This window comes from Streptomyces sp. Sge12, assembly GCF_002080455.1.
GTDB lineage: Bacteria > Actinomycetota > Actinomycetes > Streptomycetales > Streptomycetaceae > Streptomyces.
On sequence record NZ_CP020555.1, the window covers coordinates 6,588,698 to 6,613,312 of the forward strand.

28 protein-coding genes are annotated in these 24,615 nt (G+C 72.9%); 17 read left to right on the forward strand and 11 right to left on the reverse strand.

Going from position 1 to position 24,615, the window contains the following annotated elements:
* Positions 1 to 2: 2 nt before the first annotated feature.
* Entirely contained in the window at positions 3 to 1,337 is a 1,335-nt protein-coding gene (locus B6R96_RS29640; protein ID WP_081524118.1) for an aminotransferase class I/II-fold pyridoxal phosphate-dependent enzyme, read from the forward strand.
* A 205-nt stretch (positions 1,338 to 1,542) separates the two neighbouring features.
* Here the strand turns inward: B6R96_RS29640 and B6R96_RS29645 are convergent, their stop codons facing one another.
* The gene (locus tag B6R96_RS29645; protein ID WP_203351675.1) at positions 1,543 to 2,553 is read right to left on the reverse strand and encodes a DMT family transporter; all 1,011 of its coding nucleotides are present in this window, start codon (positions 2,551 to 2,553) and stop codon (positions 1,543 to 1,545) included.
* Positions 2,554 to 2,627: 74 nt separating this feature from the next.
* On the opposite strand from B6R96_RS29645, the gene B6R96_RS29650 reads away from it, so the two are divergent.
* Positions 2,628 to 3,548 carry a LysR family transcriptional regulator gene (locus tag B6R96_RS29650; protein WP_081524120.1) on the forward strand — a complete coding sequence of 307 codons (921 nt, stop codon included), beginning with the start codon at positions 2,628 to 2,630 and terminating at the stop codon, positions 3,546 to 3,548.
* Positions 3,549 to 3,617: 69 nt separating this feature from the next.
* Here B6R96_RS29650 and B6R96_RS29655 read toward each other — a convergent pair whose 3' ends face one another.
* Complete coding sequence (locus B6R96_RS29655) at positions 3,618 to 4,076, reverse strand: pyridoxamine 5'-phosphate oxidase family protein (protein ID WP_052873049.1); 459 nt, start codon at positions 4,074 to 4,076, stop codon at positions 3,618 to 3,620.
* Positions 4,077 to 4,152: 76 nt separating this feature from the next.
* On the opposite strand from B6R96_RS29655, the gene B6R96_RS29660 reads away from it, so the two are divergent.
* The 8 genes from B6R96_RS29660 to B6R96_RS29695 all read left to right on the forward strand — a co-directional run bounded on the left by B6R96_RS29660 (position 4,153) and on the right by B6R96_RS29695 (position 10,945).
* Complete coding sequence (locus B6R96_RS29660) at positions 4,153 to 4,767, forward strand: cysteine hydrolase (RefSeq protein ID WP_053704850.1); 615 nt, start codon at positions 4,153 to 4,155, stop codon at positions 4,765 to 4,767.
* Positions 4,768 to 4,785: 18 nt separating this feature from the next.
* Entirely contained in the window at positions 4,786 to 5,634 is an 849-nt protein-coding gene (locus B6R96_RS29665) for a HipA family kinase (protein WP_203351676.1), read from the forward strand.
* Positions 5,631 to 6,014: a DUF3037 domain-containing protein gene (locus tag B6R96_RS29670; RefSeq protein WP_030388136.1), complete on the forward strand. Its 384-nt coding sequence runs from the start codon at positions 5,631 to 5,633 to the stop codon at positions 6,012 to 6,014. Before B6R96_RS29665 ends, B6R96_RS29670 begins: the two co-directional genes overlap by 4 nt.
* Before the next feature lie 215 nt (positions 6,015 to 6,229).
* Positions 6,230 to 6,991, forward strand: a complete 762-nt coding sequence (gene fabG, locus B6R96_RS29675; RefSeq protein WP_030388137.1) for a 3-oxoacyl-ACP reductase FabG — start codon at positions 6,230 to 6,232, stop codon at positions 6,989 to 6,991.
* Positions 6,992 to 7,019: 28 nt separating this feature from the next.
* On the forward strand, positions 7,020 to 7,781 hold the full coding sequence (locus B6R96_RS29680; protein WP_030388138.1) for an SDR family oxidoreductase: 762 nt from the start codon (positions 7,020 to 7,022) through the stop codon (positions 7,779 to 7,781).
* 152 nt (positions 7,782 to 7,933) lie between these two features.
* Entirely contained in the window at positions 7,934 to 9,517 is a 1,584-nt protein-coding gene (locus B6R96_RS29685) for an ABC transporter substrate-binding protein (RefSeq protein ID WP_079404293.1), read from the forward strand.
* Positions 9,518 to 9,638: 121 nt separating this feature from the next.
* On the forward strand, positions 9,639 to 10,307 hold the full coding sequence (locus B6R96_RS29690) for a uracil-DNA glycosylase (RefSeq protein ID WP_030388140.1): 669 nt from the start codon (positions 9,639 to 9,641) through the stop codon (positions 10,305 to 10,307).
* Positions 10,308 to 10,402: 95 nt separating this feature from the next.
* Entirely contained in the window at positions 10,403 to 10,945 is a 543-nt protein-coding gene (locus B6R96_RS29695) for a hypothetical protein (RefSeq protein ID WP_051779531.1), read from the forward strand.
* A 52-nt stretch (positions 10,946 to 10,997) separates the two neighbouring features.
* Here B6R96_RS29695 and B6R96_RS29700 read toward each other — a convergent pair whose 3' ends face one another.
* Together B6R96_RS29700 and B6R96_RS29705 are read right to left on the reverse strand one after the other, a co-directional pair.
* Entirely contained in the window at positions 10,998 to 11,537 is a 540-nt protein-coding gene (locus tag B6R96_RS29700) for a hypothetical protein (protein WP_234437970.1), read from the reverse strand.
* A gap of 81 nt (positions 11,538 to 11,618) precedes the next feature.
* Positions 11,619 to 12,143: a DinB family protein gene (locus B6R96_RS29705; protein WP_030388143.1), complete on the reverse strand. Its 525-nt coding sequence runs from the start codon at positions 12,141 to 12,143 to the stop codon at positions 11,619 to 11,621.
* An 83-nt stretch (positions 12,144 to 12,226) separates the two neighbouring features.
* On the opposite strand from B6R96_RS29705, the gene B6R96_RS29710 reads away from it, so the two are divergent.
* Complete coding sequence (locus B6R96_RS29710; RefSeq protein WP_053170216.1) at positions 12,227 to 13,132, forward strand: Gfo/Idh/MocA family protein; 906 nt, start codon at positions 12,227 to 12,229, stop codon at positions 13,130 to 13,132.
* Here B6R96_RS29710 and lnt read toward each other — a convergent pair.
* From lnt to B6R96_RS29730, 5 genes are all read right to left on the reverse strand, one after another.
* Positions 13,077 to 14,645, reverse strand: coding sequence for an apolipoprotein N-acyltransferase (gene lnt, locus B6R96_RS29715; RefSeq protein WP_081525313.1), 1,569 nt, complete (start codon positions 14,643 to 14,645; stop codon positions 13,077 to 13,079). The two genes, B6R96_RS29710 and lnt, sit on opposite strands and share 56 nt — an antisense overlap.
* A 74-nt stretch (positions 14,646 to 14,719) precedes the next feature.
* A complete protein-coding gene (locus tag B6R96_RS29720; RefSeq protein ID WP_081524121.1) occupies positions 14,720 to 15,187 on the reverse strand; it encodes a nuclear transport factor 2 family protein in 468 nt (155 codons plus the stop codon).
* Positions 15,188 to 15,256: 69 nt separating this feature from the next.
* On the reverse strand, positions 15,257 to 15,433 hold the full coding sequence (locus B6R96_RS37775) for a hypothetical protein (protein WP_181382610.1): 177 nt from the start codon (positions 15,431 to 15,433) through the stop codon (positions 15,257 to 15,259).
* Positions 15,434 to 15,547: 114 nt separating this feature from the next.
* Positions 15,548 to 16,426: an undecaprenyl-diphosphate phosphatase gene (locus B6R96_RS29725; protein ID WP_052873060.1), complete on the reverse strand. Its 879-nt coding sequence runs from the start codon at positions 16,424 to 16,426 to the stop codon at positions 15,548 to 15,550.
* Positions 16,427 to 16,474: 48 nt separating this feature from the next.
* Positions 16,475 to 17,203, reverse strand: coding sequence for a TVP38/TMEM64 family protein (locus B6R96_RS29730; RefSeq protein WP_081524122.1), 729 nt, complete (start codon positions 17,201 to 17,203; stop codon positions 16,475 to 16,477).
* A 49-nt stretch (positions 17,204 to 17,252) separates the two neighbouring features.
* On the opposite strand from B6R96_RS29730, the gene B6R96_RS29735 reads away from it, so the two are divergent.
* From B6R96_RS29735 to B6R96_RS29750, 4 genes are all read left to right on the forward strand, one after another.
* A complete protein-coding gene (locus tag B6R96_RS29735) occupies positions 17,253 to 17,969 on the forward strand; it encodes a DNA alkylation repair protein (protein WP_081524123.1) in 717 nt (238 codons plus the stop codon).
* 266 nt (positions 17,970 to 18,235) lie between these two features.
* Complete coding sequence (gene tuf, locus B6R96_RS29740; protein ID WP_030388150.1) at positions 18,236 to 19,417, forward strand: elongation factor Tu; 1,182 nt, start codon at positions 18,236 to 18,238, stop codon at positions 19,415 to 19,417.
* Positions 19,418 to 19,507: 90 nt separating this feature from the next.
* Complete coding sequence (locus B6R96_RS29745) at positions 19,508 to 20,362, forward strand: patatin-like phospholipase family protein (RefSeq protein WP_107475604.1); 855 nt, start codon at positions 19,508 to 19,510, stop codon at positions 20,360 to 20,362.
* A 101-nt stretch (positions 20,363 to 20,463) separates the two neighbouring features.
* On the forward strand, positions 20,464 to 21,255 hold the full coding sequence (locus tag B6R96_RS29750) for a spermidine synthase (protein WP_081525314.1): 792 nt from the start codon (positions 20,464 to 20,466) through the stop codon (positions 21,253 to 21,255).
* Between the two features lie 21 nt (positions 21,256 to 21,276).
* Here the strand turns inward: B6R96_RS29750 and B6R96_RS29755 are convergent, their stop codons facing one another.
* Both B6R96_RS29755 and B6R96_RS29760 read right to left on the reverse strand, forming a co-directional pair.
* Positions 21,277 to 22,593 carry an MFS transporter gene (locus B6R96_RS29755; RefSeq protein WP_081524124.1) on the reverse strand — a complete coding sequence of 439 codons (1,317 nt, stop codon included), beginning with the start codon at positions 22,591 to 22,593 and terminating at the stop codon, positions 21,277 to 21,279.
* A 69-nt stretch (positions 22,594 to 22,662) separates the two neighbouring features.
* Positions 22,663 to 23,697, reverse strand: a complete 1,035-nt coding sequence (locus B6R96_RS29760; protein ID WP_081524125.1) for a hypothetical protein — start codon at positions 23,695 to 23,697, stop codon at positions 22,663 to 22,665.
* Between the two features lie 96 nt (positions 23,698 to 23,793).
* Between B6R96_RS29760 and B6R96_RS29765 the strand changes: the two genes are divergently transcribed.
* Positions 23,794 to 24,246 (forward strand): DUF4442 domain-containing protein, encoded by a 453-nt coding sequence (locus tag B6R96_RS29765; RefSeq protein WP_184791899.1) that lies wholly within the window; start codon positions 23,794 to 23,796, stop codon positions 24,244 to 24,246.
* A 78-nt stretch (positions 24,247 to 24,324) separates the two neighbouring features.
* The gene (locus B6R96_RS29770) at positions 24,325 to 24,525 is read left to right on the forward strand and encodes a type II toxin-antitoxin system VapB family antitoxin (protein ID WP_081524126.1); all 201 of its coding nucleotides are present in this window, start codon (positions 24,325 to 24,327) and stop codon (positions 24,523 to 24,525) included.
* Positions 24,526 to 24,615 lie beyond the last annotated feature (90 nt).

Sequence of the window (24,615 nt, forward strand, 5' to 3'; positions counted from 1 at the left end):
TTGTGCTAGGAGACTATCGGATTACAGGGCGGCGTGCAGCGGATATCGCTGCCGCCGTGGAGGCGGGCGTCGCTTCGGGCGCGCTCCCGCCGGGTTCGCTGCTGCCGCCCATGCGGGAACTGGCGGGCGATCTGGGGGTGAACCCCAACACCGTGGCCGCCGCCTACCGGACCCTGCGCGAACGCGGGGTCATCGAAACCGACGGGCGACGCGGCAGCCGGGTTCGCTCCCGTCCGTCGACCACACCGCGGGACGCGCTGCGGATGGTCGTGCCGGAGGGCGTACGGGACCTCGCCGAGGGCAATCCGGATGTATCGCTGCTCCCCGCGCTCGACGGACCGCTGGCGGCGGCCGCACGCCGGTACGCACAGGGACCGACCCTCTACGGGGCGGGCCCGGTCGCCCCGGAGCTCGCCCGACTGGCCCGGGCCGGCTTCGACGCGGACGGGGTGCCGCCGGGGCCGGTGGCGGTCACCTCGGGCGCGCTGGACGGGATCGAGCGGGTACTCGTCGCCCACCTGCGGGCGGGCGACGCGGTGGCCGTCGAGGACCCGGGGTGGGGCGGGGTGCTGGACCTGGTCCCGGCGCTCGGGCTGCGCGTACTGCCGGTGGCCGTGGACGACGACGGGCCCCGCGCCGACGCGGTGGCCCGGGCACTGGCCGCCGGTGCCCGGGCCCTGATCGTGACCGCGCGGGCGCAGAACCCGACCGGGGCCGCGGTGGGCGCCGAGCGGGCCCGGGAGCTGCGGGCCCTGCTGGCGCAGCACCCCGAGGTGGTGCTGATCGAGGACGACCACGGGAACGGGATCGTCGACCTGCCGTTGCACCCGCTGGGCGGGGTCACCCGGCACTGGGTGCTGGTCCGGTCCACGGCGAAGGCGTACGGGCCGGACCTGCGGCTCGCGGTGCTGACCGGCGACGCGGTCACGCTGGACCGGCTGCGGGGGCGCCAGCGGCTGGGCCCGGGCTGGGTGAGCCGGCTGATCCAGTACGCGGTGGTGGAGCTGTGGACCTCGGGCGCGGTGGACCCCGCGGCGGTGGCCCGCTCGTACGGGCAGCGGCGCGACGCGCTGGTCGGGGCACTGCGGGAGCGGGGGGTGCCGGCCTACGGGCGCAGCGGCATGAACGTCTGGGTGCCGGTGGTCGACGAGACGGTGGTGGTGGCCAGGCTGCTCGCCGCCGGATGGGCGGTGTCGCCCGGAGCCGTCTACCGGGTCGAGGCGGGGCCTGGGATCCGGCTGACGGTCTCGCCGCTGTCGGTCGCCGAGGTGCCGGGGCTGGCGGACGCGGTGGCCGCGGCGGCCAGCGTGAGCGCGGCGGGTGCGCGGTACGACTGACCCACCCCAGGGCCGGCGCCCCGGCGGGGCCTGTCCTGGTGACGGGACCCTCGGGGTGACGGCGGGGGGCGGGCCGGACCCGGGTCCGCCCCCCGGGCGCAGGCCCGGGTCCGCCCCCGGGGCCTGCGCCCGGGTTCGACGCCGGCGCGCGCCGGGCTTCCAGGGCGCGTGCCGGGCTTCCGGGCCCGGAGGGCACCGGGCCGGGTCAGGCGGGTTCGCGGGCTCCGGGGCGGGTCTGCGTGAGGGCCGCACCGGCCAGCACGATCGCGGCGCCGACGGGCGTGTTCCAGTGGAGCTGCTCGCCCAGGACCAGGACGCCCGCCGTGGTGGCGATGACCGGGATGAAGTAGGTGACCATCTGGGCGGTGGTCGGGCCGACCTCCGTCACCAGCCCGTACTGCATCTGCAGCGCCATGCCCGTGCCGAGGGCGCCCAGCGCGATCACCGCCAGGGTCGGCCAGAGGGGGAAGGAGCTCGGGGCCGAGGTGAACAGGGCGCTGACGACGGCGAGCTGGAGCGTGGAGATCATGAGCTGGCCGCCGGTCAGGGCCACCGGCGAGCCCGGGGTCCCGGCCAGCGTGCGGCGGACGTAGATCCAGCCGATGGGGTAGCAGAGCGAGGCCAGCAGGGCGAAGGCGGTGCCCTTGGCGTCGACGCCGGAGAAGCCCTGCCAGGCGCCGAGCACGGTGAGCACGCCGAGGAAGCCCAGGCCCAGTCCGGCGAAGCGGCGGCGGGTCGGGCGGTCCTCGGACAGGGCGACCAGCGACAGCGCCATGCCCCACAGCGGCGAGGTGGCGTTGCAGATGCCGGCCAGGCTGGAGGGGATGCTCAGCTCCGCGTACGCGAAGAGCGAGAAGGGGGCGGTGTTGAGCAGGAGCGCCGCCACGCTCAGGTGGCCCCAGGTGCGCAGCCCCCGGGGGAGCGGCTCGCGGCGGACCAGCAGGACGGTGAGCAGGGCGAGCGCGCCGAACAGGACCCGGCCCAGCGCCACCTGGAAGGGGGCGTAGGCCTCCGTGCCGACCTTGATCAGGAGGAAGCTGAAGCCCCAGACGACGGACAGGATCGCGAACCGGACCCGCCAGTCGAGGAGCCCGCCCCGGCGTGCGCGGATCGGGGCGGCGGCGGCGACGGCCGTGACGGGGGCGGCCGTGGCCGTGGCGGGGGTGCTCGGGACGGAGGCCGGGAGGGCCGTCCCGGGGGTGGTCGGTGCGCTCATGCCCCTTACTGTGCTCGTATCAACTTCGTAGGACAAGCGAGAGTTTCTCTTGGTGACGCCGTAGCATTGCTTACATGTTGAACCTGGAGCGCCTGCGTACCCTCGACGCCCTCGCCCGCCACGGATCGGTCAGCGGCGCCGCCGACGGCCTCCACGTCACCACCTCCGCCGTGTCCCAGCAGATGGCCAAGCTGGAGCGCGAGGTCGGCCAGCCGCTGCTTGCCAGGAACGGGCGCGGGGTCAGGCTCACCGACGCCGGGCGGCTGCTCGCGGACCACGCCGCCCGGATCATCTCCCAGGTGGAGCTCGCCCAGGCCGATGTGGAGGCCCAGCGGGGCTGCGCCGTGGGCGAGTTGCGGATCGGCGCCTTCCCGACCGCCATGCGCGGGCTGCTGCCGCAGGCCCTGGCGGGGCTCCGCACCGCGCATCCGGAGCTGCGCGTCCGGGTGCGCGAGGAGGAGCCCGAGGAGAGCATGGCGGCCGTCGTGCGCGGGGACCTCGACCTGGCGCTGGCGATCGACTGGCACAACAAGCGGATGCCGGTGCCCGCCGAGCTCACCCGGACCCACCTGCTGGACGACACCGTCGACATCGCGGTCCCGGCCGGCCACCGGCTGGCCGACCGGACCGGGAGCGCCGGGCACTCCGGAATCTCCCTCGCCGAGTTCGGCGAGGACGACTGGATCTCCTGGAACGAGGGGCAGTTCTGCCACGAGTGGCTCGTCTTCACCCTGCGCGGCACGGGCATCGAGCCGCGCATCGCCCACATCGCCGAGGAGCACCACACCCAGCTGGCCTTCGTGGAGGCCGGACTCGGCGTGTGCGTGGCGCCGAAGCTGGGGCGCGGCCCGGTGCCGCCGGGGGTGCGGCTGCTGCCGGTCTGCGACAGCGTGCGCCGCCACGTGTACGCCGTCTGGCGCGCGGACGCCGACCGGCGGCCCTCCATCCGGGCCGCGGTCGACAGCCTCCACCAGGCGGCCTCCGCACTCCGCTGACCACCCTGTCCGCCCCGACCGCCCCGACCGGGCCTCTGCGGGCCCCCGCCCCCTCGGGACCCTCGCCTCCTACAGCTTGCGGAAGTCCCAGGAGACCACCGACTCGGGCGTCAGGCGGATCCAGGCGTGCCTGCCGTCGTGCGGCATCTCCTCGATCCCGAAGTTCTTGACCGGGAAGATCCTTTCGGCCTCGGCCAGTTCGGGGCACGGCTCGCCCGTGCGCGGGGCCTCGCCCACGAAGACGGCGCTGCCGGACAGCTCCACGCCGCGCAGCTCGTCGTACGACTCGCCCGCGTCCACGACCACCGAGATCCGCGGGTCCCCCCGCAGGTCCGACCAGCGCCGGCTGCGCGTGATCGAGTACAGCCACAGCGAGCTGCCGTCCCAGGCGAACCACAGGGCGCCCACGTGCGGGCGCCCGTCGGGGGAGACCGTCGCCACCCGGCACGTCCGCTGCTCGCGCAGGAAGGCGTCCACTTCCGTGTCGCTCATCATGATGCGGCGGCCCCGCCGCTGAGTCTCGTCCATCCGTCCCGCGCCCCTTCACATCTGACTATGTGTCAGGAATCATGGGGGCTCTTCCGTCGCCACGCCAGGGGGAGCCATGCCGGATCTCGATCCCGCCACCACCGCGCTGCTCACCGTCGAGTGCCAGAACGGTGTCGTGGGCGAGGAGAGCGCGCTTCCCGAGCTCGCCAAGGAGGCCCGGGACTCCGGGATGCTGGCGCGGGTGGCCGCGCTGGTCGACGCCGCGCGCGGGGCCGGCGTACAGGTGCTGCACGCGGTCGCCGAGCGGCGGCCGGACGGACGCGGGGCGAACGCCAACGCACGGCTGTTCCGGGCCGCCGAGAGGCTGCCGGTGCGCCAGTTGAGCGGGAGCCCGGCGGTCGAGGTCGCCGCCCCCATCACGGTGGCCGAACAGGACCTGGTGGTGCGCCGGCTGCACGGCCTCTCCCCGATGGCTGGCACCGACCTGGACGCCCTGCTGCGCAATCTCGGCATCCGGACCCTCGTCGTCACGGGGGTCTCCTCGAACATCGCCATCCCGAACACCGTCTTCGACGCGGTCAACCTCGGCTACCGGGTGGTGGTCCCCGCCGACGCCATCGCCGGGGTGCCCGCCTCCTGCACCGCGGAAGTGATCCGCAACTCCCTCGCGCTGGTGGCGTCCGTCACCACGGCCGAGGAACTGCTCATGCAGTGGGCTCCCGCGAGCTGACCCCCGTAACCTGGGCGGATGCTGTCCGAAGTGATCGCGACCCGTTACGTCACGCCCCTGCGTGAGGGCGGCTCGCTCCCGGGAATCGTCGAGGCCGACGACCTCGGTACCTACGTCATGAAATTCACCGGAGCCGGCCAGGGGCGCAAGACCCTGGTCGCCGAGGTCATCTGCGGCCGCCTGGCCCAGCGGCTGGGGCTGAGGGTCCCGCGGCTGGTGCAGATGCAGCTCGACCCCGTCATCGGGCTCGGCGAGCCCGACCAGGAGGTCCAGGAGCTGCTCAAGGCCAGCGGCGGGCTCAACCTCGGCATGGACTACCTGCCCGGCTCGATCGGCTTCGACCCGCTCGCGTACCAGGTGGACCCGGTCGAGGCGGGGCGCGTGGTCTGGTTCGACGCACTCATCAACAACGTCGACCGGTCCTGGCGCAACCCGAACATGCTCGTCTGGCACGGGGACGTCTGGCTCATCGACCACGGCGCCACCATGATCTGGCACCACAACTGGCCCACCGCCGCGGCCGCGGCCGCCAAGCCCTACAACGCCTCCGATCACGTACTGGCCCCGGTGGGCCCGGACATCGCCGCCGCGGCCGCCGCGCTCGCGCCGCTGGTGACCGAGGAACTGCTCACGGAGGTCGCGGCCGACGTCCCCGACGAGTGGCTGGTCGACGAGCCGGGCTTCGGGTCCACCGACGCGCTGCGCCGCGCCTATGTGGAGGTGTTGCTGCCGCGCGCGGCCACGATCCACGAGAGGATCTCGATGGAGGCGGAGGTGAAGGCGCCCGCCGGACCTCCCGGCTGGCTCACCGACCACCTGCCGGAATGGCCCCACAAGACCCACCTGAAGAAGAGCGACAGCGAGTGACCAAGCGGGACGTGTTCGAGTACGCGCTGGTGCGCGTGGTGCCCCGGATGGAACGGGGCGAGTGCTTCAACGCCGGCGTGATCGTCTACTGCCGGGCCCACACGTACGTGGCCGCGCGCACCCACCTCGACGAGGCGAAGCTCCTCGCACTGGATCCCGCTGCCGACGTGGCCGGGGTGCGGGCCGCCCTGCGCGGGGTCGAGGGCGTGTGCAGCGGCGGGGCCGAGGCGGGGCAGGCGGCGGGTGACGACGCGGGGCGCAGGTTCCGCTGGCTGATCGCACCGCGCAGCACCGTGGTGCAGCCGGGGCCGGTGCACACCGGCCTCACGGCCGACCCGGCGGCGGAGGTGGAACGCCTGCTGGACCTGCTGGTCCGCTGACGCCGGGTTCGGGGGCTCCGTGTCGGGGCCCCCGCGCCCGGGCCGCGCGCCCCCGCGCCCGGCCCCCGCCTCGAACACCGGCCGGGCCGGTCCGGTGCGGCGGGACGGCATGGCGTTGACACCGGGTGCCAGGGCTCCTAGCGTCTCCTCAGCTGAAGCTACTAAGCGGTTGCTCACCTCTGGGCGGCCGCTTCTCAAGGGCGAGGAGATCCAGCATGTCCACCACCGAGCAGCGCGTCGCGATCGTGACCGGGGCGGCCCGGGGCATCGGCGCGGCCACCGCCGTACGCCTGGCCGCCGAGGGCCGGGCGGTCGCCGTACTCGACCTGGACGAGGCGGCCTGCAAGGACACCGTCGAGGCCATCACGGCGGCCGGCGGGAAGGCCCTGGCGGTCGGCTGCGACGTCTCCGACGGCGCGCAGGTGGAGGCGGCCGTCGCGCGCGTCGCGAGCGAGCTGGGCGCCCCGACGATCCTGGTCAACAACGCGGGTGTGCTCCGCGACAACCTGCTCTTCAAGATGAGCGAGACCGACTGGGACACGGTCATGAACGTGCACCTGCGCGGCGCCTTCCTGATGTCGAAGGCTTGTCAGAAGTACATGGTGGAGGCCAAGTTCGGCCGCATCGTGAACCTCTCCAGCAGCTCGGCGCTCGGCAATCGCGGCCAGGTCAACTACTCCGCGGCCAAGGCCGGTCTGCAGGGCTTCACCAAGACCCTCGCCATCGAGCTCGGCAAGTTCGGCGTCACCGCCAACGCCGTCGCCCCCGGGTTCATCGTCACCGAGATGACCGCCCAGACGGCCGCTCGCGTCGGCATGGGCTTCGAGGAGTTCCAGGCCGCCGCCGCCACCCAGATCCCCGTCCAGCGCGTCGGCCGCCCGGACGACATCGCCAACGCCATCGCCTTCTTCACGGGCGAGGCCGCGGGCTTCGTCTCCGGCCAGGTCATGTACGTGGCCGGCGGCCCGCTCAACTGACGAGTCCACCAGAGACAGGGCGTACGACATGACGTACAGCGGTATCGACAGCGGCAAGGTCGCTCTGATCACCGGGGCGAGCCGGGGCATCGGCTACGGCATCGCGGAGGCGCTGGTCGCCCGCGGTGACCGGCTCTGCATCACCGGGCGCAACGAGGAGGCCCTCAAGGAGGCCGTCGAGCGGCTCGGCGCGGACCGGGTGATCGGGGTCGCCGGCAAGGCGCACGACGAGGCCCACCAGGCCGTCGCCGTCGAGCGCACGATGGAGGCCTTCGGCCGCGTCGACTTCCTGGTGAACAACGCCGGCACCAATCCGGTCTTCGGTCCCATCGCGGACCTGGACCTCGGGGTCGCGCGGAAGGTGTTCGAGACCAACGTGATCTCGGCGCTCGGCTTCGCCCAGCGGACCTGGCACGCCTGGCAGAAGGACAACGGCGGTGCGATCGTGAACATCGCCTCCATCGCCGGCGTCTCCGCCTCGCCCTTCATCGGCGCCTACGGGATGAGCAAGGCCGCCATGGTCAACCTCACCCTCCAGCTCGCGCACGAGATGGCACCCGGGGTACGGGTCAACGCGATCGCCCCCGCGGTGGTCAGGACGAAGTTCGCGCAGGCGCTCTACGAGGGCCGGGAGCAGGAGGCGGCCGCGGCCTATCCGCTCGGCCGGCTCGGGGTCCCGGAGGACATCGGAGGGGCGGCCGCGTTCCTCACATCTGCACAAGCGGAATGGATCACCGGGCAAACTCTCGTCGTGGACGGAGGGATGTTCCTCAATGCCGGGGTGCACTGACCGATAATCGGACGTATTTGCCTCCGAGAGGGAGGTAAATGCATATCGAATATGCACGGAACCGGTCAAGTGCCTCACGAAACCACCCCATTGGATTCGTGAGGCACTGCGGTAGGGTCTGCCGCACCCCTGGCTGATCGAGGAGCGTGCACGTGTTCAACCGGACCAGATGCCTGCAGATCACTGCGGCCCTTGCGTCCATATCCCTGCTCGCCGGATGCGGCCTGCTGTCGGAGGACGACGGCGACGAGACGAAGAGGATCGTTGTCGGTACCACGAGCGCACCGAGCACCCTCGATCCCGCGGCCGCGTGGGACGGCTCCTGGGAGCTGTACCGGAACGTCTACCAGACCCTGCTGGCCTTCCCGACGGGCTCCAGCAAGCCCCAGCCCGACGCGGCCCAGAACTGCGAGTTCACGGACGCGGCGAGCCAGGCCTACCGGTGCACCCTGCGCAAGGGCCTGAAGTTCTCCAACGGAGAGCCGCTCGACTCCAAGGCGGTCAAGCACTCCCTCGACCGGATCAAGACCATCGGCTCCAACGTCGGCCCCAAGGGGCTCTTCGGCACCCTCGACAAGATCGAGACCCCGGACGCGCTGACCGTCGTCTTCCACCTGAACACCTCGGATGCCACCTTCCCGTACGTCCTCGGCTCGCCCGCCGCCTCGCTCGTCGCGCCCAAGGACTACCCGGCCGACAAGGTCCGAGAGGGCGACAAGATCACCGGCTCCGGTCCGTACGTGCTCGACTCGTACAAGGACGGCGCCGAGGCGGTCCTCACCAAGAACCCGACCTACACCGGCTTCGCCAACCGCCGCAACAACGCGGTGACCATCCGCTACTTCGCCGACTCCCCGAAGATGGTCGCCGCGCTGAAGGCGAAGGAGATCGACGCCACCTACCGAGGCCTGTCGGCCTCCGAGATCACGGACCTGCAGACCCCCGCCTCGCACGACCTGGGCGTCCAGGTCGTCGAGAACGTCGGCGCCGAGATCCGCTACCTGGTCTTCAACCCCAAGGACCCGGCGGTCGCCAAGCTCCCGGTCCGCCAGGCCATCGCGCAGATCGTGGACCGCGGCGCCCTCGTCTCGAAGGTCTACCACGGCACCGCCGAGCCGCTGTACTCGATGGTTCCCAAGGGGGTCGTCGGGCACAAGACGCCCTTCTACGACAAGTACGGCGCCGCGGACGTCGCCAAGGCCAAGAAGATCCTCAAGGACGCCGGGATCACCCAGCCGGTCGAGCTGACCTTGTGGTACACCACCGACCGGTACGGCTCCTCCACCGCCGACGAGTTCACCGAGCTCAAGCGGCAGCTCGACGAGAGCCTGCTCTTCAAGATCACGCTGCGCAGCCAGCCCTGGAAGACCTTCCAGGCCGGCTACAAGACCGGTGAGTACCCGATCTTCGGCCGCGGCTGGTTCCCCGACTTCCCGGACCCGGACAACTTCATCGCGCCGTTCGTCGGCAAGGAGAACGCGGTCGGTACCCCGTACGAGCCCGCCGAGATCCTGACCGACCTGCTGCCCAAGTCCCGCCGCGAGGGCGACCGCTCGGCCGGCGTCCAGGAGTTCGAGCGCGCGCAGCAGATCTTCGCCGAGGACGTCCGGCTGCTGCCCCTGTGGCAGGGCAAGCTGTACGTCGCCGCACGCGAGGACATCGCCGGCGCCGAGCGGGCGCTGGACCCGCAGACCGCCATGCAGATGTGGGAGCTGTACCGCAAGACCAGCTGGTAGCCACGGCATCGACGCGTCGGCCGCCCGGGGAGTCCCCGGGCGGCCGACGCGTTGTCAGTGGGCCCCGGTAGGTTCTGAGCAGTTGCACGAACTTGTACCGGAGGTTGTCGCCGTGACCCAGATGCTGCCCGAGTCCTGGCTCCCCGTCCTCGGCGGGGAGCTGGACCAGCCCTACTTCAAAGAGCTCACCGAGTTCGTCGAGAAGGAACGGGCGAACGGGCCGGTCTACCCGCCCCGCGAGCAGGTGTTCGCGGCCCTGGAGGCCACGCCCTTCGACCGGGTTAAGGTGCTCGTCCTCGGCCAGGACCCGTACCACGGCGCCGGCCAGGGGCACGGCCTGTGCTTCTCCGTGCAGCCCGGGGTCAAGACCCCGCCGTCGCTGCGCAACATCTACAAGGAGATGAAGGAGGAGCTCGACCTGCCGGTCCCGGACAACGGGTACCTGATGCCGTGGGCCGAGCAGGGCGTCCTGCTGCTCAACGCGGTGCTCACCGTCCGGGAGGCCGAGCCCAATTCGCACAAGGGCAAGGGCTGGGAGAAGTTCACCGACGCCGTGATCCGCGCGGTGTCCGAGCGTCCCGACCCGGCCGTCTTCGTCCTCTGGGGCGCCTACGCCCAGAAGAAGCTCCCCCTGATCGACGAGGAGCGGCACGTGGTCGTCAAGGGCGCCCACCCCTCCCCGCTGTCGGCCAAGAAGTTCTTCGGGTCCCGGCCCTTCACGCAGATCAACGAGGCCATCGCCGCCCAGGGACATGAGCCGATCGACTGGCGGATCCCGAACCTCGGCTGACGTCCCACCGCGCCTCGGCGCCATTGCCGGTACCTCCGGCTAGCTTCTTGATGATCAGACCGGAGCAGGTCTGGCAGAGCAAGCCGGAGGCCGCCGTGACGGAGCAGCAGGAGGCGTCGGAGGACGCCGTCATGACCAGGATCGGCCAGGCGGTCATCCTGCTGCACGCCGGGGACCGCGAGGAGGCCCGCAACCGGCTCGGTGACATCTGGGCCGAGATCGGCGAGGAGGGCGACTCGCTGCACCGGTGCACGCTGGCCCACTACATGGCCGACGCCCAGGACGATCCGGCCGACGAGCTGGCCTGGGACCTGCGGGCCCTGACCGCCGCAGCCGACGTGCGCGGGACCGGGCCCGGGACCGGACCGCCCCCTGACGGGCGGCCCGCGCAGCACGAGCCGCATCCGGCGATGCGCGTGTTCTACCCGTCCCTGCACCTCAGCCTGGCCGCCGACTACGTGAAGCTGCAGCGGCCGGAGGCGGCCCGGGTCCACCTGGCGCGGGCCCGCGCCGCCACCGGGGTGCTGGCCGACGACGGGTACGGCAACGGCGTACGGGCCGCGATCGCCCGGCTGGAGCGGCGCCTGGCCGCGGAACCGGGGACCGGGCCCCCGCCGTTCCCGGAGCAGTCCCCGTAGGTCCGCAGGATCCGCAGGACGGACGGGTCCGGTGGCGGCGACCTGCGGGACCTCAGTCCGTGTGGACGCCGGCGCAGATCCGCGCCTCCGGGCTGTCGGGGTGCCAGCGTCCGTGGCGGCGGCCCAGCGCGCACACGTCGGCCGGCCGCACCGGCAGCTTCCGGATCAGCTCGCGCTCCACCTCGGCGTCGGGCCGGGAGCGCTGCGGGCGGCCCCCCGGCCGCCCGGAGACCGGCTCGGCGGCCCGCCGCGGCTCCGGGATGTCCGGGACGGGCGGCGCCTCCCGCACGGCCCCGCCCGAGCCGCCCGCCGGCGGGCGCTGTGCGGACCTCTGGGCCGGCGCCGGAGCCGCGGGGGCCCCGGACCCCTCCGGGGCGGCCTCCACCGCCTCCAGCGCCTCCAGGGCCGGCGCCCGGACGACCACGGGCGCGGCCCCGGGCCCGCCGCGCGGCTCGTGGCGGGGCGGCACCCCGGCGGCCGGGGCCGTCGCGGGCTGTACGGGTCCGGGGCTCACATTCACACAGCCGGAGACCGCCGAGACGGCGCAGGCGACTCCGAGCAGGAGCTTTGTCGTGGTTCGGGTTGGATGCACTCGCGCAACTCTGCTGTGCGAGGACCCCGTTGCGAAAACCCGCAGCCGATATTCACCCCGCACGGGTGACGGCCACACCCGCTAATCGCCGGTGGCGCCGTCTATCTGCTCGCGCAGCAGGTCCGCGTGGCCGTTGTGGCGCGCGTACTCCTCGATCATGTGGGTGTAGACCCAGCGCAGGCTGAACACCTCGCCGCGGTGGTGGCTCTCGGCCCGCGACACCAGATCCAGCGAACGGCCCGCGGCCGCCTGACGCGCGAGCTCGACCTCGGTCTGCCAGACCTGCTCGCCCGCGGCCCAGGTGTCCTGCTCGGTGAGGCGGAAGTCGCCGTCCGGGTCCTCGCTCGTGCAGTACAGCTCGGGGAGGTCCTCGCCCAGCATGATCTCCCGGAACCAGTACCGCTCCACCTCCGCCATGTGCCGTACGAGGCCCAGCAGGCTCAGCTCGGAGGGCGCGAGCGGGGTGCGGCGCAGCTGCTCGTCCTGGAGCCCCTCGCACTTCCAGGCGAGGGTGGCACGGTGGTAGTCGAGCCACCCGTCCAGCATGTCCCGCTCGTCGGCGGTGGTGGCGGGTTCGGTGCGGTGTGATCCAGAACTGGTGGTCATGGGGCTCATACTCGGCGAACGGGGCCCCTGCCACCAGGGATTAAGCTGCGGAATCCCACAAGGAACCAACCTGGAGGCGCCCGGTGAAGGTCGGCTGCATCGGACTCGGCGACATCGCGCAGAAGGCGTACCTGCCCGTCCTCACCACCCGCCCGGGCATCGAGCTGCACCTGCAGACCCGTAACCCCGTCGCGCTGGCACACGTCGGTGACACCCACCAGGTCCCGGCCGCGCGCCGGCACACCGGCCTCGACGCGCTGCTCGCCGAGGGACTCGACGCGGCCTTCGTGCACGCCGCGACCGTGGCCCACCCCGAGATCGTGGCCCGGCTGCTGGAGGCCGGCGTACCCACGTACGTGGACAAGCCGCTCGCCTACGAGATCGCGGCATCGCGGAAGCTGGTCGAACTGGCCGAGGACCGCGGGGTCTCGCTCGCCGTCGGCTTCAACCGCCGCTACGCGCCCGGCTACGCGCAGTGCGCCGACCACGCCCGCGAGCTGATCGTCATGCAGAAGAACCGGGTCGGTCTGCCGGAGGACCCGCGCACCCTGGTCCTGGACGACTTCATCCACGTCGTCGACACCCTGCGCTTCCTGCTGCCCGGCGAGGCCGAGCACGTCGACGTCCGGGCGGTGGTGCGCGAGGGGCTGATGCACCAGGTGGTGCTCCAGCTGTCCGGCGCGGGCTTCACCGCCCTCGGCATCATGAACCGCCTGTCGGGCTCCACCGAGGAGATCCTCGAGGTCTCCGGCCGTGACACCAAGCGGCAGGTCGTCAACCTCGCGGAGGTCATCGACCACAAGGGCCAGCCGACCGTGCGCCGCCGCGGGGACTGGGTCCCGGTCGCCCGCCAGCGCGGCATCGAGCAGGTCGTCGACCACTTCCTGGAAGCCGTGACGACGGGCACCACGCTCAGCGCCCGCGACGCGCTGCTCACCCACGAGCTGTGCGAGAAGGTGGTGGGCTCGGCTCTGGCGCAGGCCTCCTGAGCACACGGCTGCCCGCCACCGCGCAGTACACCGCGAGCAGGGCGAGGGCGGCGGCCGGCGGCCAGTCCCCGAACCGGACGTAGAGGGTCGTGCCCCGGGCCAGCGGGACCTCGTACACCGCCGCCGTGCTCGCGGAGGTGGGCAGTACGGCGCCGATCCGCTCGCCGGACGGGCCGTTGACGACGCTGATGCCCGTGAGCGTGGCGTGGACCATCGGACGGCCGTTCTCCGCGGCCCGCAGCGCGGCCAGCGAGGCGTGCTGCGCCGGGGCCCAGCTCTCCTGGAACGAGGAGGTCGCCGACTGGGCGACGAGCAGGGAGGCTCCGTCGAGGGTGAGGCGCCGGCTCATGTCGGGGAAGGCCGACTCGAAGCAGACCAGCGGGCCCAGGCGTACGGAGGTGCCCGCGCTCCGCCCGCCCGGCCGTCCGGGCAGGTCCATGACCACCGGCGCATCTCCGCGCACCCGGTCCTCACCGGCGGCCCGGCCCACCGAGGTGGCCCAGCCGAACAGCGCACGGGCCGGTACGTACTCACCGAAGGGGACGAGCCGCATCTTGTCGTACCGGTCGCCGGTGGGGCCCTGCGGCCCCACGAGCACCGCGCTCTTGTAGATGCCCGGGGAGCCCGCCCGCCGCGCATCCACGTTCACCAGCAGCGGAGCCCCGACCTCCGCCGACAGCGCCGCCAGCCGCCGCGCCAGGTCCGGGCGGGCCGTCAGGTCCTCCCCGACGCTGCTCTCACCCCACACCACCAGGTCGACCCGCTGCCCGGCCAGCGGCCGGGTCAGCCGCTCCCCGATGTCGAAGCGCCGCTCCGCGCTGTCCGGGCCGTCCGCCACCGGGCCCGGCTGTACGACGGCCACGCGCAGCCGGCCCGACTCGGCGGGCCGCGCCGCCCACACCCACACCGCCCCCGTCAGCACCGCGCACCCGGCCATGCCGGCCACCGCCGGGAGCCGTGCGCCCGGCACCGCGACCAGCAGCACCAGCGCGCAGTTCACCGCCACCACCAGCAGGCTGACCAGCCACACGCCGCCCACCGAGGCCAGCCGCAGGGCCGGGGCCACCTCCCACTGGCTGGCCCCCAGCAGCCCCCACGGCCCGCCCAGCCCCTGCCAGGACCGCACCAGCTCCGACAGCAGCCACCCCGCCGGTACGAGCACGAGCGCGCACCAGGCCCGGCCCGCCGCCGGGACCCCGCCGAGGAACTCCCGCACCAGCAGGGCCCAGGGGATCCAGAACAGCCCGAGCAGCGCGGCCACCGGGATCAGGAACACGTGCAGGCTGGGAAGCAGCCAGTGATGGACGGCCAGGATGAAACCCGCACCGCCGAGCCAGCCCTCCAGGGCCGCCCGCCGCCCGGTGGGGGCCGACCGCAGCAGCAGCATCCACGGCACGAGGGCCACGTAGGCGAACCACCAGAGCGCGGGGGCGGGGAAGGCCAGGGCGGGCAGCGCCCCGGCGGCGACGGCGGCGGGCGCACGCCATCGAGGGGACCACCACCGCATGCGCATCGTGATCATGGCGCCTCCGCTTCCAGTGTGGCAGTGCCGGACCTCCGGGCCGAGTCGAGCGGCGCGCGCCCGGCTCACGCGGACATGTGCCGCCACTTCTCGTGCACGGTGACGCGGGTGAGCCGCCAGCCGTCACCGGTACGGGCCAGCTCGAAGGTGTACCGGCCGGCGGCGACGAAGTTCGGCGCGGTGACCCCGGGGTCGGCGTCCGGCCCGGCCAGCCGCATCGGATTGAGGAAATCCGCCCGCACCCGGGCGCTGTCGCCGGGCGAGCCGCCCACGTCCTCCACGCGGATCAGCCGGTTGACGATCAGGTGCTGGCGCACGGGGAACAGCGTCATGGTCTGCGCCAGCCAGTCCGCCACCTCCGCCACGGGGCCCTCGATCCCGCCCGCCGTGCTGTAGTCGACCCGCCCGCCGGCGGCGAACAGGGCCCGGTAGGCGGCCCAGTCCCCGTCGTCGACGGCCACCGCGTAGCCAGTGACCACTTCGTCGATCGCCAGCCGGTCCATCACCGTCGCGAGATCCACACGCTGAGTCATCGGGTCAGTGTGGGGCTGAGCGGGCGCGAGGCCAAGGGCCGTGCGCCCACCGGATCCTCCCGCGGGCGGTCAGTGACCGGAACGGGACTCCCGCTGCCGGACCACGACGAGGAACGCATCGCTGTCCAGGTCCATGACGACCTCGGCCGGCACGCCCTCGCGCATCCGCTGCGCCGCGTACTCCTCGGCGGGCCAACTTCCCCGCGGACTTCCGGCGGGAAATCGCTCCAGCACCACTCGACCCATGGGGCACCCCCTGCTGCTTGCCTTCCGCTCTCTTCAGGCACAACGACGCGCAGGCCGCCCGGGAACGTTCCCGAGCGGCCTGCGGTTCACGCGAAGAGGTGGAAAAAGGGCCTTCTAGGAGCCGGACTCACCCGCGTGCGGGCTCAGCACATCGGTCCCGATCAGCACGAACAGCACGATGCCCAGAAGGATCCGGTAGATCACGAAGGGCATGAAGCTCTTGGTCGAAATGAACTTCATGAACCACGCGATCACGGCGTAGCCCACGAAGAAGGCGATGACCGTCGCGAAGATCGTCGGACCCCAGGAGATGTGACCCGGGTTCTCCACCACGTCCTTGATCTCGAACGCCCCGGAGGCCAGCACGGCCGGGATCGCGAGGAGGAAGGAGTACCGGGCCGCGGCCTCGCGGGTGAAGCCGAGCAGCAGACCGCCGGAGATGGTGGCGCCGGACCGGGAAACACCCGGGATCAGGGCCATCGCCTGGCAGAGACCGAAGACCAGGCCGTCCTTGACGCCCAGCTGCTGGAGCGTCTTGCGCTCGCGGATGGCGCGGTGCCGGCCGCCCTCCTCGTCGCGGGCCGCCAGCCGGTCGGCGACACCGAGCACGATGCCCATCAGGATCAGGGTGGTGGCCGTCAGCCGCAGGTCACGGGCCGGTCCCACGATCGCGTCCTTGAAGACGAGGCCGAGGATGCCGATCGGCAGCGATCCGACGATCACCAGCCAGCCCATCTTGGCGTCCTGTTCGGAACGCAGGGCCTTCGTGTAGAGGGAGCGGAACCAGGTGGAGATGATCCGCGCGATGTCCTTGCGGAAATAGATCAGCACGGCGGCCTCGGTGCCGATCTGGGTGATCGCGGTGAAGGCCGCTCCCGGGTCGTGCCAGCCGGCGAACGCCGCGGTCAGCCGCAGGTGGGCGCTGGAGGAGATCGGGAGGAACTCCGTAAGCCCCTGGACGAGACCGAGGATTAGGGATTCGAACCAGCTCATGTCGGGGTGCGCTCGTCCTTGTGATCGTCGGGCAGTTCGCGTCCGATGCTATGGCCCGTGCGAAGCGCCACTGACCACAGGGGGGTGCTGGGGCGTCAGTTCGGGCAGCGGGTCCCCGGTACGAGGGGGTGCCAGACGGTGCCGCTTGCGCCAGCCGACGATCGCGCCGCTCACCACGGAGACGACGATGAAGCCGAACGAGATGAGGAACGCGGGCGATCCGGGGGAGGAGGCGCTGGCCCCCGCGATCACGTACGCGGCCGTGTTCGGGACCACGCCGACCGCGGTGGCGAGGAGGAAGGGGCCCCAGCCGCACCGCGACACCGCGGCGCAGTAGTTGGCCACCACGAACGGCACGCCGGGGAAGAGCCGGACGGCGAGCATCGAGCGGAAACCGTGCCGGCTGAGCTGGCCGTCGGCCGCCTGGAGCCAGCGTCCGCGCAGGAACGGCCGCAAAGCCTCCTGGCCCATGATCCGGCCCAGTCCGAAGGAGATCGCGGCGCCGAGCACCGTGCCGCCGACCGCTGCGACAAGCCCGAACTGGGTGCCGAAGACGGCTCCCGCGGCCAGATTGAGCAGGGGCCGCGGCACGAAGGCGGCCGTGCACACCCCGTACGCGGCTGCGAACAGCAGGACCGCCGAGCCCACCGGGAGCCCCGGGGGCCAGCCCTCCGAGAGGATGCGCTGGGGCTCGTACAGCAGCACGCACACGCCGGCCGCCACGAGCAGCACGACGAGCAGCGACAGCCGTGTCCGCGGCGCGAGGAGGAGGGACATCCCGGGAGACTAGCCGACACAAGCGGCGTCCCGCCGTAATCTGGGCCTCATGCTGCCGAACGACCGGCGACCTCCGCCGGTTCCCGAGAGCGCCCTCGCGGACACCCTGATGGAGCGGCTGCCCGAGGCGTACGGGGCGGCCGCCGATCCCGTGCGGGCCCGGGGCATGGCCGCGTACATGAAGGACGTCGCGCCCTTCCTCGGCATCCCCACCCCGCTGCGCCGGGAACTGTCGAAGACCGTGACCAAGGACACTCCGAAGCCGGCCGAGACGGACTGCGCGGCGCTCGCACTGCGCTGCTGGCTGCTTCCGGAACGTGAGTACCACTACTTCGCGGTGGACTACCTGCGCCGCCACGTCGCCCGCTGCTCCTCCGGCCTCCTGCCGGTGGCCCGGCACCTGATCGTCACCGTCCCCTGGTGGGACACCATCGACCTGCTGGCCGCGCACACGGTCGGCCCGCTGGTGGCCGCCGACCCGCGGCTCGCGTCCGTGATGGACGAGTGGATCGAGGACGAGAACCTCTGGCTCGCCCGCACCGCCCTGCTCCACCAGCTCCGCTTCAAGACCGCCACCGACAGCGGACGGCTCTTCGACCACTGCCGCCGCCGGGCCGGCCACCCGGAATTCTTCCTGCGCAAGGCGATCGGCTGGGCCCTGCGGGAGTACGCGAAGACGGATCCGGACGCCGTGCGCGCCTTCGTCGAGGCCGAACGCGCCACCCTGTCCCCCCTGTCCGTGCGCGAGGCCCTCAAGAACCTCTGAGCGTGCGGTGGTTCACCCGCGGTAATTCATTCGACGCGCCCCCGGCCGTCCGGCAGGATCAGCGGCATGAACCGGTACGCCTTCCTCGCAGCGCCGTCCGCAGCCGCGGACGCGCCGAAGGCTGCCGCATTCGCAGGTGCACCTGCCTTCGCCGCATTCGACGGCGCACGAAGCTGACCCTTCCCGGATCGTCCGGCGGACCCCGCAGGGGGAGGGTCGGCTCGGTTCCGGGGTCCCGTTCCAGCTTCCAGACACGGGAATGAATCATGGCCAAGACGGCCTTCGTGCGCACCAAGCCGCACCTCAACATCGGCACCATGGGTCACGTCGACCACGGCAAGACCACCCTCACCGCCGCCATCACCAAGGTCCTCGCCGAGAGCGGCGGCGCCTCCTTCGTGCCGTTCGACCGCATCGACCGGGCCCCCGAGGAGTCCCGCCGGGGCATCACGATCAACCTCACGCACGTCGAGTACGAGACCGGCACCCGGCACTACGCCCACGTGGACATGCCCGGCCACGCCGACTACATCAAGAACATGGTCACCGGCGCCGCCCAACTCGACGGCGCGATCCTCGTCGTCTCCGCGCTCGACGGGGTCATGCCACAGACCGCCGAGCACGTGCTCCTCGCCCGGCAGGTCGGCGTCGACCACATCGTGGTGGCGCTCAACAAGGCCGACGCCGGGGACCCCGAGCTCACCGACCTGGTCGAGCTGGAGGTCCGCGAACTGCTCACCGCGCACGGCTACGGCGGCGACGGTGCGCCGGTCGTACGGGTCTCCGGACTCGGCGCGCTGGAGGGCGACCCGCGGTGGACGGAGGCGATCCGGGCGCTGCTGGACGCGGTGGACACGTACGTGCCGACCCCGGTGCGCTACACGGACGCGCCGTTCCTGCTGCCGGTGGAGAACGTACTGACCATCACCGGGCGCGGGACCGTCGTGACCGGAGCCGTCGAGCGGGGCACCGTCCGCCTCGGGGACCGCGTGGCGGTCCTCGGCGGCGACGGCGAGCCCGCCGAGACGGTCGTCACCGGGCTGGAGACCTTCGGCAAGCCGATGGAGTCCGCCGAGGCCGGGGACAACGTCGCGCTGCTACTGCGCGGGGTACCGCGCGACGGCGTGCGCCGCGGGCACGTGGTGGCCGCGCCCGGCAGCGTGACCCCGCAGCGCCGGTTCACCGCGCAGGTGTACGTGCTCTCCGGGCGCGAGGGCGGCCGTACGACACCGGTCGCCAGCGGCTACCGGCCCCAGTTCTACATCCGCACCGCCGACGTGGTCGGGGACGTGGACCTGGGCGAGGCCGCCGTGGCCCGGCCCGGGGAGACGGTCACGATGACCGTCGAGCTCGGCCGGGACGTCCCGCTGGAGTCCGGGCTCGGCTTCGCGATCCGTGAGGGCGGGCGGACCGTCGGCGCCGGGACGGTGACGGCCGTCCTGGGCTGATCCGGGCCCGATCCGGACCCACTGTGGTGACGGCAGGACGGCTGGGCCAGACTGCCGTCACCACAGGCGCGATCGAAGGGGCGGGCGGAGATGGGCGGCGACACGGCACTGGTGCTCGGCGGCGGAGGACTGACCGGCGTGGGCTGGGAGTGCGGAATCCTCTACGGGCTCGCCCGCGCGGGCGTGGACCTCACCACCGCAGACCTGGTCGTCGGCACGTCCGCCGGCTCCGTGGTCGGCGCCCAGCTCACCTCCGGGCAGCTCACCGCCCAGGAGCTGTACGAGCGCCAGCTCGGGGACCCCGCCGGGGAGATCGCGGCGAAACTGGGGGCGGGCCTCGTCGCCCGGTACGCCGTCGCGATGGTGGGCTCGCGCACCGGGACGGCCTACCGGCAGCGGATCGGCGCCATGGCGCTGGCCGCCGACACCGGCCCGGAGGCGGAGCGGCGCAAGGTCCTGGCCGCCCGGCTGGTCTCGCACGAGTGGCCGGATCGGCGCCTCGTCGTCACGGCGGTGGACGCGCTCAGCGGTGAACTCAAAGCCTTCGACCGGGGGAGCGGCAGCGGACTCGTCGACGCCGTCTCGGCGAGCTGCGCCGTGCCCGGGGTGTGGCCGCCGGTGACGGTCGGCGGGCGCCGCTTCATCGACGGCGGGATCCGCTCCGCCACCAACGCCGACCTGGCCGCCGGCTACGCGCGCGTGGTGATCGTGGCCCCGCTGTCGCTCGGCTCCAAACTGGTCCCCTCGCCGTCGGCGCAGGCCGAGCGGCTGCGGGAGGCGGGCGCGCGCGTGCTGCTGATCACCCCGTCGGCGGCCGCCCGCACGGCCTTCGGGCGCAACGTGCTGGATCCGGCGCGGCGGGACCCGGCGGCCCGGGCGGGCCTGGCGCAGGCCGCGGAGCACGTGCGGGAGGCGGCGGAGGTCTGGTCGGGCCGGGCGGGCTGAGGGCCCGTCCGGAGCGGCCCGGGCCCCTGCCGGACAATGGAGCGGTGAGCGACGAACAGATCCCGGTCGTCCGGGACGTGGGCCAGGGCACCGCCAAGCTGATGCCGGACGTGGACCGGGACCGGGCCTGGCTGCTGACCGTCGACGGGGCCCCGCAGTCGTATGTGGACCTGGACGATCCGCAGCACCTGGAGTTCGAGTACGTACGCCGCCTCGGGCACGTCCTGGACTGCGCGGCCGGGCCGGGGCTCGCGCTGGACCTGCTGCACCTCGGCGGCGGCGCGCTCACCCTGCCCCGCTACGCCGCGGCGACCCGGCCCGGATCCCGGCAGACGGTCGTCGAGTTCGACGCGGGCCTGGTCGAGCTGGTGACCGAGCACCTGCCGCTCGCGGCGGGCTCCGACGTCACGGTGCACACCGCCGACGCCCGCGCCTGGCTGGAGTCGGCGCCGGCGGGGAGCGCGGACGTGCTGGTGGCCGATGTGTTCGGCGGCTCGCGGGTTCCCGCGCAGCTGACATCGGTGGAGTACGCGCGGGCGGCGGCGCGGGTGCTGCGGCCCGGCGGGCTGTACGCGGCCAACCTGGCCGACGGGGCGCCCTTCGACTTCCTGCGCGCGCAAGTGGCGAACTTCGCGGACGTCTTCCCGGAGCTGGCGCTGGTCGCCGAGCCCGCGGTGCTGCGGGGCAGGCGGTTCGGGAACGCCGTACTGCTGGCCTCCGACGCCCCGCTGGAGGTGGGGGCGCTGGCCCGGCGGTGCGCGGGCGACGCGTTTCCCGCCCGGGTGGAGTACGGGGACGGCCTGGCACGGTTCAGGAAGGGAGCGGTGCCCGTGGCCGACGCGGACGCGGCCCCTTCACCGGCGCCGCCGGAGGGCGCGTTCAGCCTGGGGTGAGCGGCCGGTGCCGGGCGTGCGTCAGAGGCCGGCGGGGGTCTGTTCGGCCGAGGCCGGCGCGGGTGCCGCGGCCGGGGCGAGGGTCTTGCCGTGCGCCCTGCGGGTCATGTGGCGGACGTCCGGCACCAGCAGCACGAGGGCGGTGGGCACGACGACCAGGACCGCGCACCCCCACAGCGCCTGCGTGCGTCCGAAGGCCGCTTCGGCCGGCCCGGCCAGGGCGGTGGCCAGCGGAAGCATCGACACCGAGCCGAACCAGTCGTAGGCGGTGACCCGGGAGAACTTCTCCTCCGGGATCTCCTGGTGCATCGCGGTCATCCAGTTCACGCCGAACACCTCGATCGCGGCGCCGCTGACGAGCATCACCACGCACAGCCCCCACACGGGCAGCGGCACGGCCAGCCCCGCCGAGGGCAGCGCCAGCGGGAACACGCACAGGGTGCCGACCAGCAGCAGCCGGCGCGGCTTCCACGCCATCATCAGGACGGCCCCGGCGATGGTGCCGACGCCGAAGAAGGCCAGGGCCAGCCCCCAGGGCGCGGACCCGCCCAGGTGGTCCCGGGCGACGAGGGGCCCGTAGACCGCGTCGGCGGTGCCCACGACGGCGACCACGACGGAGAACTGGAGCACGATGCTCCACAGCCAGGGGCGGGTGCGGACCTCCACCCAGCCCTCGCGCAGGTCCGACAGCAGGCCGCCGCCGGGGGCCCGGTCGGGGACGTGCTTGACGTCGAGGAAGGCGCGCAGGGCGCCGGCGACCGCGAAGGCCGCCGCGTCCGCCGCCAGCACCCAGCCGGGGCCGAGCACCGCGATCATCGCGCCGCCGAGGGCCGCGCCGCCGATGCCGGCGCCGTTGATCGCCATGCGGAAGAGCGCGAAGGCGCGGTTGGAGTGTTCGCCGGAGACCGTGGACAGCAGCATGCCCTCGGCGGCGGGGTTGAAGAAGGCCGTACCGGTGCCGCACAGAGCGGTCAGCAGCATCATCTGCCACAGCTCGGGTGTGCCGGTGAGGACGAGGAACGCGAAGGCGGCCTGCGACAGGCAGTTCAGGGTGTTGGCCGCGACCATCACGCGGTGCCGGGGCAGCCGGTCGGCTATGGCGCCGCCTATGAGCAGGAAGAGGACGAGCGGCAGCGTGCGGGCGGCCGCGATCAGGCCGACGTCGCCGCCGGACCCGCCGGCCTGCATGACCGCGAAGGCGGCGGCGATGTGGGCTCCGTGGCTCCCCAGGTTCGTGATGATCGCCGCACCCGTGAGGAGGCTGTAGTTGCGGCCGGCCCAGGCGGGGCGGCGGCGGTTCGCGGGCGTACGGGGTGCTGCGGTGCGGGGAGAGCTCACCCCGGGACTATCCCCGCCCCGGGCCGAGAATCCAAACGGATACCCGGCCCGGGACGCGGAACGCGGGAATCACGGCGCGGTGAGCCGGATGGAGCTGAGGACCTTGTCGGTGACGTCGGTCCCGACCTCGTCCTTCACACCGGCGGCACTGATGAGCGCGAAGCTGGCGAAGTCACCGGTGGCGTTCTTGAAGGCGAAGCCGACCGCCTTGCCGTCGGTGGAGCACTTGTGCTCCTTCTTCACGCCCGCGGCGGTCGCCACCACCATGTGGCCCTTGAGGCCGGAGGCGGTCGTGAACTCCTTGGGGTCGGTCACCTTGACCGTGCCCTTGGGCTCCTTCTGCGCGAAGCCGGCCCAGACCCAGGTGCCGGTGTTGTCGGTCGCCGCCTGTGCGGTGTCCTTGGCGCCCTGGGCGCCCTTGACGCCGGCGTCCGCGACCGAGAACTTCTCGACCCGGCCGTCCGCGTCCTTGTCGAAGGTGCACCACTCCTCCTTGAGGCTGGAGGTGCCGGACATCGTGATGACCGGCTTGCCGTCCTTCTTGACCTCGTCCTCGTAGAAGAGGGACACACCGGATTCGTGGACGTTCCACTCGGGGGGCACGTCGTAGCTGACGCCGTACTTGGTGTTGACGACGACCTTCCAGCCCGGGATGACGGGCTGGGCGCTGCCGCCGGCACGCGGGTTCGGGCTGCTGCCGGCCGGGGCGGGTGCTTCGGAGGCCGGCGCCGAGGGGTTGGCCGGCGGCTTGTCGTTCGCCTCGGTCTTCTTGTCGTCCCGGGTCAGGACGAACGCGCCGGTCGCGGCGGCCGCCACGACGACCGCGGCCGCCGCGACGATGGCCACGGTCCTGGTCGAGTAGGGGCTCCCGCCGGTCGGCCGAGGTGCCTGGGGCGGCTGAGGCGGCTGGGGCGGGCCCCACTGCTGGCCGGGAGCGCCCTGGGGCTGCTGGTACCCCGGCTGCTGCGGGTATCCGTAACCGGGCTGCTGCTGGTACGGGTTCGCCTGCTGCCCCGGCTGTCCCGGCTGCTGCTGGTACGGGTTCTGTTGCGCGTCCTGAGGGTTCTGTTCGCCCCCGGGCGGCTGCTGCTGTCCTGGCCACATGGCCGGTAACGATAGTGGCCGTGGCCGTGGGGAGCCACGGCCGCCCCCGTGGGAGCTCTGGCCAACCGGTACTACTCGTGGGTAACATCGCGTTTCATGAGCGCAGATCAGATGAACGTGGGCGAACTGCTCGCCGCGACGGTGCCGATGGCCCGGACCCTGAACCTCCAGTTCCTGGAGACCACCCCCGAGCGCGCGGTCGTCCGGCTCCCGGACCAGCCCGACTACCACAACCACGTCGGCGGGCCGCACGCCGGCGCCATGTTCACCCTCGCCGAGTCCGCCAGCGGCGCGATCGTCCTCGCCGCCTTCGGCGACCAGCTCTCGCGCGCCGTGCCGCTCGCCGTCAAGGCCGAGATCGGCTACAAGAAGCTCGCCAAGGGCGTCGTCACCGCCACCGCCACCCTCGGCCGCCCGGCCGCCGAGGTCGTCGCCGAACTCGACGCCGGCGGCCGCCCCGAGTTCCCCGTCACCATCGCCATCCAGCGCGAGGACGAGGCCGTCACGGGCGAGATGACCGTCATCTGGACCCTGCGCCCCAACGCGTAGCCACCGCCGCACGACCATGCCTGCGGCCACGGGCAGCCACCGTTTGAAGTCCCTCGAACGACGACGGAGGGAACGCCCGTGGCCAAGGTCAACATCAGCCTCGATGCCGAGCTCGTGGTGGAGGTGATGGTGCTCGCCGGGGTCGGCTCGCCGCAGGACGCGGTGGAGGTCGTCGTGCGGGACTACATCGCGCGCGGGCACCGCACCGAGGCGCGCGTGCAGCGACCGGACGAGACCCGGCGCGGCGCCGACACCGCAGCGCCCCTGCCGGAGGGCTGAACCTGGGCGCCGCGGTGGCGCGTCCCGGCAGGACCCGGCGGGCGCGCGGCGCACAGTGGGCGCGGGAGCGGTCCGGCGCGGGCCGCCCCC